Annotated in this window: 10 protein-coding genes and 1 other annotated feature; of the genes, 8 read left to right on the top strand and 2 right to left on the bottom strand. The window is 71.2% G+C overall.

Annotated features, from left to right (window positions below):
- The 8 genes from QQK83_RS17710 to QQK83_RS17675 all read left to right on the top strand — a co-directional run.
- Nucleotides 1-887: RcpC/CpaB family pilus assembly protein (locus QQK83_RS17710; protein WP_284266534.1), on the top strand; the 887-nt coding region annotated here is incomplete at its 5' end.
- Nucleotides 888-910: 23 nt separating this feature from the next.
- The gene (locus QQK83_RS17705) at nt 911-2,218 is read left to right on the top strand and encodes an AAA family ATPase (protein ID WP_284266532.1); all 1,308 of its coding nucleotides are present in this window, start codon (nt 911-913) and stop codon (nt 2,216-2,218) included.
- A gap of 1 nt (nt 2,219) precedes the next feature.
- Entirely contained in the window at nt 2,220-2,708 is a 489-nt protein-coding gene (locus tag QQK83_RS17700; protein WP_284266530.1) for a TadE/TadG family type IV pilus assembly protein, read from the top strand.
- Entirely contained in the window at nt 2,701-3,150 is a 450-nt protein-coding gene (locus QQK83_RS17695) for a TadE family protein (RefSeq protein ID WP_284266528.1), read from the top strand. Before QQK83_RS17700 ends, QQK83_RS17695 begins: the two co-directional genes overlap by 8 nt.
- A 155-nt stretch (nt 3,151-3,305) precedes the next feature.
- Complete coding sequence (locus tag QQK83_RS17690; RefSeq protein WP_284266536.1) at nt 3,306-4,421, top strand: ABC transporter permease; 1,116 nt, start codon at nt 3,306-3,308, stop codon at nt 4,419-4,421.
- Nucleotides 4,418-5,239 carry an ABC transporter ATP-binding protein gene (locus QQK83_RS17685; RefSeq protein ID WP_284266526.1) on the top strand — a complete coding sequence of 274 codons (822 nt, stop codon included), beginning with the start codon at nt 4,418-4,420 and terminating at the stop codon, nt 5,237-5,239. The genes QQK83_RS17690 and QQK83_RS17685 overlap by 4 nt, the downstream gene beginning before the upstream one ends.
- The gene (locus tag QQK83_RS17680; RefSeq protein WP_284266524.1) at nt 5,240-6,976 is read left to right on the top strand and encodes an MlaD family protein; all 1,737 of its coding nucleotides are present in this window, start codon (nt 5,240-5,242) and stop codon (nt 6,974-6,976) included.
- Nucleotides 6,973-7,668 (top strand): ABC-type transport auxiliary lipoprotein family protein, encoded by a 696-nt coding sequence (locus tag QQK83_RS17675; protein ID WP_284266522.1) that lies wholly within the window; start codon nt 6,973-6,975, stop codon nt 7,666-7,668. Before QQK83_RS17680 ends, QQK83_RS17675 begins: the two co-directional genes overlap by 4 nt.
- A 39-nt stretch (nt 7,669-7,707) precedes the next feature.
- Here the strand turns inward: QQK83_RS17675 and QQK83_RS17670 are convergent, their stop codons facing one another.
- On the bottom strand, nt 7,708-8,565 hold the full coding sequence (locus tag QQK83_RS17670) for a universal stress protein (RefSeq protein ID WP_284266520.1): 858 nt from the start codon (nt 8,563-8,565) through the stop codon (nt 7,708-7,710).
- Nucleotides 8,566-8,579: 14 nt separating this feature from the next.
- On the bottom strand, nt 8,580-10,070 hold the full coding sequence (locus QQK83_RS17665; protein WP_284266518.1) for a SulP family inorganic anion transporter: 1,491 nt from the start codon (nt 10,068-10,070) through the stop codon (nt 8,580-8,582).
- 68 nt (nt 10,071-10,138) lie between these two features.
- Nucleotides 10,139-10,195 (bottom strand) — a sequence feature (sul1 is cis-regulatory element that is thought to sense ions involved in sulfur or methionine metabolism; They are found in Alphaproteobacteria).
- Nucleotides 10,196-10,274: the final 79 nt, after the last annotated feature.

Here is a 10,274-nt window from a genome sequence, read left to right as displayed (position 1 = left end):
GGGCCTTCGAGGCCCCGCAAGCCGCGCCGGACACCGCCCCGCTGGCCGCCGCGATGCGGCAGGTCGGGGAGGGGATGCGGCCGGTGTCGCTGCCGGTGGAACTGGCCCGGCCGCTCGGCTCGATCATCGCGCCCGGCGACCGGGTCGACCTGGTGCATGTGCATTTCCCCGACACGGCCGATGTGCCGGTCAGCCGCATCCTTGTCCCCGATGCGCGGGTGCTGTCGCTCGAACCGGCGCTCGAGGGGGGGACGACGCGCACCCCCGGCGCGCTTGCGGCAAGCCGGCACGACGCGGTGCTTGCCCTGTCATTCGGCGACGCCGCCGAGGCGCTGGCCGCGGCCCAGGTGGGCAGCCTGTCGCTGTTGCTGCGCAGCCCCGATGACCGGATGGTTCCGCCCACACCCCCCGAGGTCGCGGCGGCACCGGTGGCCCCCGAGGCGCAGGAGGCCCCCGCGCCCCCGGCCGCGCCCCCGAGGCGCGATATTGCGGCCGATATCGCGGCCGGCAAGCGCGGCTTCGTGCTGTCGGGGGGCGGCCTGCCCGCCGCCGACCAGCTGCGGCACGGCGACCGGGTGGACGTGATCTTCACCCCAGCCCCTGCCGATGCGCTGTGGCCCGAAAGCCGCGCGCTGGTGACCAATGCCCGCGTAATCGGCCCGCCCGTGGAGACGGGCGCGGCGTCGCCCCCCGCCCCGTCGGGCGGTGCCGGGACCGTCACTCTGGAGCTGGACCCGCCGGGGGTGGAGGCCGTGACCACCGCGCTGGAGCGCGGCCGCGTCTCGATCAGCCTGCGCCCCGAGCAGGACCCCGACGCCCGCTACGCCGTGATGCCGCTGCCGCCGCCGCCCGTCGAGGTGCGCGTGCGCCGCGCCGGCGCGCTTTGACCCGCAAGCCCAGGAGGCCCGCAATGACCGAGCAAAAAGCGCAGCAGATCGCCGCCCGAACCGGGATCGACCTCGATGGCGGGGCGCAGGCTGCGGGGCCGGCCGGGCCCGCGGAGGGGCGGCGGCTGCCGCCCTTCGACGTGCTGGCCGTGGCCCGGACCGAGGCGGTGATCGCGCAGCTGAGGTCGACGCAGAAACATCCCGCCTGCAGCCGCATGAGCTGGCGCTACCAGCGCGGCGGGCTGGGGCAGGCCAGCCTGCATTACCTGGAAACCCACGCGCCCGACATCCTTCTGGTCGAGGTCGAGGAAGACCCCGACCGGGTGCTGGCGCAGCTGGCCGAGCTGTCGCAGGTGCTGGAGGCGCGCACCCGCGTAATCCTGATGAACGCCGAGGCCCCGCCCGACCAGCGGCTGTTGCGGGATGTCTTCAAGCTGGGCGTGAGCGAGTTCCTGTTCCCGCCCTTTGCCGAAACCGAGGTGATAAGCGCGCTCGGGGCCGTCGCCGCCGATATCGGCGAGGTGCGGCAGGGCCGGCTGACCGCCTTTCTCGGCGTGCGGGGGGGCGTGGGGTCGTCCACCGTTGCGCAGACCGTGGCGGTGGCGATCTCGATGTTCTCGGAGGCCGAGGTGATCCTCGCGGACCTCGACCAGCAGACCGGCACGGTGGCGCTGAATTTCGACGCGGTGGACGCGCGCACGCTGACCGATGTGCTGCGACGGCGCAGCCCGATCGACGACGTGCTGATGGAACGGCTGTTCGTGCCGGTGAACGAACGGTTGAAGCTGCTCCTCGTGGAGCCGAGTTTCGAGAACGCGCCGCATCTCGCCGCGCCGGCGCTGAACGCGATCATCAGCCTTGCCGACAGGCGCGGTCGGCAGCTTCTGTTCGACATGCCCTCGGTCTGGGACAGCCGCACGCGCAAGACGCTGGCGCAGGCCGATCATGTGGTGATCACCGCCGAGCCGACGCTGGGCTGCCTTCTGACGGCGCAAAAGGCGCTTGAAAGCCTGCGCGGCGTGCGCGGCGCAAGCCGGGACGTGACGCTGGTTCTGAACAAGTATCGCTCGCAGCGCGGCAACGCGGTGCCGGACCGCGCCTTTACCGAGATGCTGGGCCTCGGGGCCGACCAGGTCGTGCGGGTTCCCGCCGATGCCGCGCTGTTCAGCCATGCGCAGTATTCCGGCAAGAGCGCGGTGCAGTTCAAGGAGGGCGCGGCCGCGTCGCAGGCGCTGATCGCGCTGGCCGCGCGCGTCAACGGCGGGTTGGATTACGGGGCCGCCCTGCCGCTGGGCCAGCGTCTTGCCGCGAAGCTGCGGCAATGGTGGTGAGATGAGCGCGCGCCACGGGATACGGGGCTTCCTGCGCGAGACCCGCGGCGGCGTGGCGGTGGAATTCGGCCTGCTGGCCGCGATGCTGGTGCCCGCGCTGGTGCTGGCCTTCGACCTGGGGCTGATGCTGCGCGAGCGGGTGGCTGTGGAACATGCGCTGCGCAGCGGTGTCTTCGCGGCGATGGACGCCGATGCGTCGCGCGACAGCGTCGAACAGGCCCTGCGCCGCGCCTTGGAGGTGGCCGCGCGCGAGCGTGTCACGCTCGAGGCGCTGTCGGTGGTGGAAAGCTGTTTCTGCCCCGATGCCCCCGCGCAGGTGGTCGATTGCAGCGGCTCCTGCGCGCCGGATGTCGTCTACGGGGCCTACACGATCTCGGTCTCGCTGTCGCGCGAGGCGCTGCTGTTGCCTCCGGCGGTGGCCGAACACCTCGGGGCGCTGGACGCGGTGCTGCGCGTCGAGGTTCCGGCCTGGGCGCGGCAGGATGGCTAGGCGACGCCCTTTCGGCAGCCCCCGGCGGGCGGCGGCGGCGGCGGCGGCCCGCGCGCTGCGCCGCTTTGCGCGGGCGACCGCGGGGGCGGCGGCAGTGGAATTCGCGCTTGTCGGCAGCGCCCTGCTGCTGCTGGTCTTCGGCCTGTTCGAGGTCGGCCGCGCGATCCACGCCGCCACCGTGCTGGAGGTGCTGGCCGACGAGGCCGCGCGCGCCTCGATCCTGTCGGCGGACTGCGTCCCGGCGGAGGGCACCGTGTCGGACATGGGCAGTTTCGGCTTCGGGTTGAGCGGGGCGGCGTTCACGCTGGTCCCGGCCTCGGCGGCGAACGGCCACGAGCTGCGCGCGGGCTATGATTTCGCGCCGATCCTGCCGATCCTCGGCGATGTCGCCCTTGCGCTCGAGACGCGGCGCGCGCTGGCGGCGTTCTGCGACGGGTCTTGAGGCCAGCCGCCCCGCCCCCGCGGACGGGTGCCCTTAAGACGCAGGTCGCATTCCGGGCCTTGCATTGCGGCCCGGACCGAAGCTGCCGTAAACTGGCTCCTCAGGACAGGCGCATTGATGCGCGATCCCGGCCCGGTGGAGGCGGCAGGATGGGCATGGCTTCCATGGCTTCTTCGGTGGAGCTTCTGGTCGGCGGCAGCGGGCGGCAGGTCGAGGTCGCGCTGCGCGGGCCGCTGACGATCCATACCGTCGGCACGCTGGCCGACCGGATGCCCCACGTGCCGGAGGGGGGCGCGCTGACGCTCGACCTGTCGGGCGTGACGCGGCTGGATACGGCGGGGGCGTGGTTCGTCGTCACGCGGACGGGGCGCTGCACGCTCGAGGGCACGACCGAGGCGATGGAGGCGGTGCTGGAGACCGTGCGCCGCGCCCTGCCGCAGCCCGAGGACCGCCCCGAGCCCGCACCCCGCGGCCCCGCCCATGCCGTCGCCCGCTTCGGGCGCAGCGTCGCCGAGGCCGGCGCGACCGCGCGGGGGCTGACCGGCTATCTCGGGCTGTTCCTTGCCCGGCTGGCGCGCAGCCTGCGCCACCCCGGAAGCTTCCGCTTCACCGCGCTGGTGCATCATTGCGAGGAGGTGGGGCTGAAGGCCGTGCCCATCGTGGCGCTGATGGCCTTCCTCATCGGGATCGTGCTGGCCTTCCAGGGGGCCTCGCAGTTGCGGCAGTTCGGGGCCGAGGTCTTTGTCGTGGACCTGATCGCGGTGTCGATCCTGCGCGAGCTGGGCATCCTGCTGACCGCGATCATCGTGGCGGGGCGCACGGCCTCGGCCTTTACCGCCGCCATCGGCTCGATGAAGATGCGCGAGGAGATCGACGCGATGCGGACCCTCGGCCTCGATCCCGCCACCGTGCTGTTCGTGCCGCGCATCCTGGCGCTGCTGGTGACGCTGCCGATCCTCGGGCTGATCGCCAATGTCTCGGGCCTGCTGGGGGGCGCGCTGATGTCCTGGCTCGAGCTGGGCATCTCGCCCGCGATGTTCCGCACCCGTTTCGTCGAGGGGACCGACCTGGGCCACCTGACGGTGGGGATGGTCAAGGCGCCGGTCTTTGCGCTGATCATCGGCGTGATCGGCTGCCACGCGGGGATGCAGGTGGGCAGCAATGCCGAGTCGCTGGGCCGGCAGACCTCGAAGGCGGTGGTGGCGGCGATCTTCGCGGTGATCGTGGCCGATGCGCTGTTCTCGGTGTTCTTCGCGGAGATCGGGATATGAGCCGGGAGGGGAACGGGCCGGAGACGGTGATCGAGGTGCGCGGCCTGCGCACGCAGTTCGGGTCGCAGGTGGTGCACGAGGGGCTGGACCTCGATGTCCGTCGCGGCGAGGTGCTGGGCATCGTGGGCGGGTCGGGCACCGGGAAATCGGTGCTTCTGCGCAGCATCGCGGGCCTGCAGGAGCCCGCCGAGGGCACGATCCGCGTTCTGGGCACCGACGTGCGCCGCGCCGACCTGTCCGAGCGCGCGGCGCTGCAGGCGCGCTGGGGCGTGATGTTCCAGGACGGGGCGCTGTTCTCGTCGCTGACGGTGCGTGAGAATGTCGAGGTGCCGATGAAGGCGGTGCCGTCGCTTGCCCCCGATGTCGCGCGGGCGCTGGCCGATCTGAAGATCTCGATGGTCGGCCTGCCGTATGTCGCGGGCGACAAGTTCCCCTCCGAGTTGTCGGGGGGCATGCGCAAGCGTGCGGGACTGGCGCGGGCGCTGGCGCTCGACCCCGAGATCGTCTTTCTCGACGAGCCTACGGCGGGGCTGGACCCGATCGGCGCGAGCGAGTTCGACAGCTTGATCCGTGGACTCAGCCGGTCGCTTGGCCTAACCGTCTTTCTGGTGACCCATGATCTCGACACCTTGCACGCCGTCTGCGACCGGGTCGCGGTGCTGGCGGAGCGCAGGGTCCTGGTGACCGGCACGATGGAGGACATGCTCGGCGTGGATCATCCATGGGTGCGCGACTATTTTCACGGACCGCGGGCGCGCGCAGCACAAGCCACCGCGCGGCAGACGGCGACAGCAACCGGGCAAGAAGAAGGGCCGTAGTTGGAAACCAAGGCAAATTACCTGCTGATCGGGCTTTTCGCCCTTGCCGGGATGCTGGGCATCCTGGGGTTCTTCCTGTGGCTGGCCCGCGTCGAGCTGGACCGGCAGTTCGCGTATTACGACGTGCGCTTCGCCTCGGTCGCGGGGTTGAGTGCCGCCTCGGACGTGCGCTTCAGCGGGCTGCCGGTGGGGCAGGTCGTGGACGTGCGGCTTGCGCCCGAGCGGGACGGCACGATCCTGGTGCGGCTCGAGGTGGATGCCGAAACTCCGGTGCGCGCCGACAGCATCGCCACCATCGAGGCGCAGGGGGTGACGGGTATCTCCTTCGTGGGCATCGGGCCGGGCAGCGCCGACAGCCCGCTTCTGGACCCCGCCGACGGCGAGGTGCCCGAGATCGCGGCGGGCCGTTCGACGCTGCAGACCCTGACCGAGGATGCGCCCGAGCTGATCACCGAAACCCTGCGCGTGGTGCAGGAGATCGGCGACCTGTTCAGCGGCGCGAACGAGGGGCGGCTGGAGCGGATCATCGCCAATGTGGAAACGGCGTCCGAGGAATTCGTGGCCGCGCTCGACGGGATTTCCGGGATCACCACGACGGTGACGCAGTTCACCGAACAGATCAACCGATTCAACAGCACTCTCGACGCGCTGACACGGGACCTGTCGGTCGTGCTGTCCTCGGCGGACGAGACGCTGCAATCCATCGACCTGCTGGCCGACCAGGCCACCGCGGTGGTGGCCAGCGGCACCGACACGCTGAACCTGGCGCAGGGCGCGATTGCCGAGGGGCGGCGCTACGTGGCCGAGGACCTGAGCGCGCTGACCGATGACGTGGCCGAGACGCTGGCCGCCTTCCGCGGCGAACTGGCGATGATGCGTACGGACGCAAGCGCGCTGATGGCGACACTGGGCACGACCGGCACGACGGCCACCGCGCGCCTCGAGGAGGCCGAGGCGACGCTGGCCCGGATCGACGGGTTGATCGGGTCGCTCGACACGGCGTCGGCGGCGGTGGGGGCCGCGGCCAGCCGCATCGACGGGCTGATCGAGGACGAGGGCGCGCCGCTTCTGTCCGAGACGCGCGCGGCCGTCGCTGCGGCGACCGAGACCATCGCCACGATCAACGCCACCGCAACCACCGACCTTCCGGCGCTGATGGAGGATGTCCGCGCCGCCGCCGAGACCGCGCGCGGCGTCATCACCTCGGTGGGGGCCGACCTGTCGGCGGCGACCTCGGGGCTGCCCGAGCTGGTGACGCAAGCCGGCACCACGATGGGACAGGTGAGCGACACCTTCGCCGAGGCCAACGCCACGCTTGCCGCGATCAACGCCGCGCTCGAGACCGGGCAGCGCACGCTGGTGGCCGCCGAACGCGCCTTCGACGGGGCCGACCGGCTGATCAACGACGAGATGGAGGCGCTGGTGGCCGATCTGCGCGGCACCGTCGCCGCGCTGACCGAGGCGGTGGGCACGGTCGCGGGCGACCTGCCGCTGATCTCGGCCGATCTGCGCGCGGCCAGCCAGGCCGCCACCGAAAGCTTTGCCGGGCTGCAGGGGCTGGTCGACGGTGCGGCGCCCGGCATCTCGGAGTTCACCACGACAGCCCTGCCGCTCTACACGCGGCTGGCCACCGAAACCCGGACGCTGATCCGCAACCTCGACGCCCTGACCGAAACGATTTCCCGCAATCCGGCGCAGTTCCTGCTGAACCGCGACGTTCCCGAATTCCGGAGGTGACCCGCGTGCCCCCTGCCCCTGCCCCCGCTCCTGCCATTGGCCGTGTCATCGGCCTTCGCCTTCGCCCGCTTCTGCTCGGCGCGGCGCTGCCGCTCCTGTCGGGCTGCGCGGCGCTGACCGCGCTGGGTGACGCGACCGAGCCGCTCGACGTCTACGAGGTGCAGGCCCCCTCCGACATCCGGCCCGCGCGCGCGAGCCTGCCGCGGGACGTGATCGTCGAGCTGCCGACCACCAGCGGCGCGCTCGAGACCGACCGGATCATGATCCGGCCCACGCGCCTGGCCGCGGCCTACCTGCCCGAGGCGCGCTGGGGCGAGGCCGCGCCGGTCATGGTGCAGACCGTGCTGACGCGCACGCTGGATGCGACGGGGGCGTTTCGCTACGTCGGGCGCAGGCCGCTTGGCCCCAGCGGCGATTTCGCCATCGTGACCGAGCTTCTGGCCTTCGAGGCGCTGGCCCCCGAGGGCAGCGACGGGGCGCGGGTCGAGGTCAGGATGGTGTCGCGCATCCTGCGCGAGGACGGGGTGCGGGTGCTTTCGACGCGGAGCTTCGAGGCCAGCGACAGCGCCGCCTCGCTCGAGGCGGGCGAGATCGTGGAGGCCTTCGACCGCGCGACGGACCGCGTCGCGCGCGACTTCGCGGAGTGGGTGCTGACCACGCTGGACGCGCCGCGCCCGGCATCCGGGCTCTGAGCGCGGCAGGGGGCAGCCGGGGGCGGCGTCTGTCCGCGGTCAGCGCAGCAGCAGCACCGGCACCTTGCACGAGCGCATCATCTCGGTCGTGGTGGAGCCGATCATCAGGCTGCGGATGCGGCTGTGGCCATAGGCCCCCATGACCAGCATGCCGAAGCCCTCGGCCTCGACCAGCCGGCCCAGTTCCTCGTCCGGCTGGCCGGGCAGGATGCGCGTGTCGGCCTCGATCCCGCCGGCCGCCAGCACCGCGGCGGCATCCGACAGGCCCTTGCGGGCTTCGGGTGTCTCGGGGCCGACGGTCACGAGGGTGACGGGCAGCCCCGCGAAGAAGCGGCTGCGCGCGACGTGATCCACCGCCTTTTGCGCCGAGGCGCCGCCGTCGAAGGCGATCAGCACGCTGTCGATGGGCTGGAAGCTGCGGGCCGCCACGAAGACCGGACGATGCGCCGCGCGCACGATCCGTTCGAGGTTCGAGCCGAGGTGCCCCCGCGCGAAATCCGCCGCCTCGCCGCGCTTGCCGATGACGATGACGCGGGCGTCTCCCTCGATCTCGCCGATGGTCTCGACGATGTCGCCCTGCCGCAGGCGCGTGGTGATCGCGGTCACGCCGTCGCGGTCCACGATGGCGCGGGCGTCCTCGAGGATGGCGCGGCCGCGCTGGCCGGTCAGCCGGGCGCGCTGCGCGTCGATCTCGGCCAGTTGCTCCAGCAATTCGCTGCGCGCGCCGAGGCGGATCGCGCCGGACAGGTCCGGCTTTTCCGGGGCCTCGCGGCGGCCGAGCACGTGGATCAGCTCGACCGGGGCGGCGGTGCGCCCGGCGATCCAGGCAGCGTGGTGGCAGACGCTTTCGGAATAGATCGAGCCGTCAACAAGGGCGATGATCTTCTGCTCTGTCATGGGTCCGGCCCCTTTCAATGATCCAACAGCGTGTCCATGGCGCCCGGCTTGTCATGGATGGCAAGCTTGTCCACCAGCGTTTCGGTGGCGGCGTTCATGCCCACCACCTCGACCTCGGCCCCGTCGCGGCGGAACTTGAGGATCGCCATGTCCAGCGCCTGAACGCTGGAGATGTCCCAGATATGCGCGCGGCTGACGTCGATGACGACGCGCTCGGGGGCCTCGCGGAAGTCGAAGGCGGCCATGAAATCCTCGACCGAGCCGTAGAACAATTGCCCCTCGACGCGGTAGGTGCGCAACCGGCCGTCGGCGCTGATCTCGGAGGTCACGCGGAACAGCTGCGCGATCTTGGCGGCGAAGAAGACGCCCGACAACAGCACCCCCACCAGCACCCCGATGGCGAGGTTGTGGGTCCAGACCACGGTGACGACGGTGGCCAGCATGACGACGGAAGAGGAGCGCGGGTGCAGCGTCAGGTTCCTGATGGAGGACCACGAGAAGGTGCCGATCGAGACCATGATCATAATCGCCACCAGCGCGGGCATCGGGATGATGCTGACGAGGTCGCCGAGCCCCACGACGAGGATCAGCAGGAACACCCCCGCCACGAAGCACGACAGCCGACCGCGACCGCCGGATTTCACGTTGATGATGGATTGCCCGATCATCGCGCAGCCCGCCATGCCGCCGATGAAGCCGGTGGCGGTGTTGGCCAGCCCCTGCCCCACGCATTCCTGGTTGCGGCTGGAGCGCGTGTCGGTCAGATCGTCGACGATGTTCTGCGTCATCAGGCTTTCGAGCAGGCCCACGACCGCCACGGCGACGGAATAGGGAAAGATGATCCGCAAGGTTTCCAGGTTCAGCGGGATGTCCGGGATCAGGAAGACCGGAAGCGTGTCGGGCAGCGCGCCCATGTCGCCCACCGTGCGCACGTCGAGGCCGAGGGCGTAGACCAGCGCGGTCAGGACGATGATCGTCACCAGCGGCGAAGGCACGGCGGTGGTGATCCGCGGGAACAGGTAGATGATGGCCAGCCCCGCCGCGACCAGGGCATAGGTCAGCGCGGTCACGTTGCGCGGGTCCAGTTCGGGCAGTTGCGCCATGAAGATCAGGATCGCCAGCGCGTTCACGAAGCCCGTCATCACCGACTTGGAGACGTAGCGCATCACGAAGCCCAGCTTCAGCAGGCCCATGGCGATCTGCAGAAGCCCCGCAAGCACCGTGGCCGCCAGCAGGTATTGCAACCCGTGGTCGCGCACCAGCGTCACCATCAGCACCGCGGTGGCCGCCGTCGCGGCCGAGATCATGCCGGGCCGACCGCCCGCGATGGCGGTGATCACGGCGATGGAGAAGCTGGCATAGAGCCCCACCTTGGGATCGACGCCCGCGATGAGGGAAAAGGCGATGGCTTCGGGGATGAGCGCCAGCGCCACGACGAGGCCGGCCAGAAGGTCGGCGCGGATGTTGCCGAGCCACTGGGCGCGGTAGAGGTCGAGTGAGATCATGGGGTCGCTGTCCGGTTGCGGTCCCGCGGCTTGCGCCGGACCTCCGTGCGGGGGCACGGCTTCCTTGCGGTTGTCCGGCGGATCGGCGGCCGGAAGAGCCACCCGGAAACAGGTCCGGGTCCAGGTTCGTCGGACCGCGGCATAGGCGCTGGGGCGCGGAATGGCAACCGGCGCGGTGGGGACAGGCCACCGCGCCGGGCCGTA

It is taken from the genome of Roseicyclus amphidinii (assembly GCF_030163755.1).
GTDB lineage: Bacteria > Pseudomonadota > Alphaproteobacteria > Rhodobacterales > Rhodobacteraceae > Roseicyclus > Roseicyclus amphidinii.
This window is presented reverse-complemented; position numbering and strand designations above follow the sequence as displayed.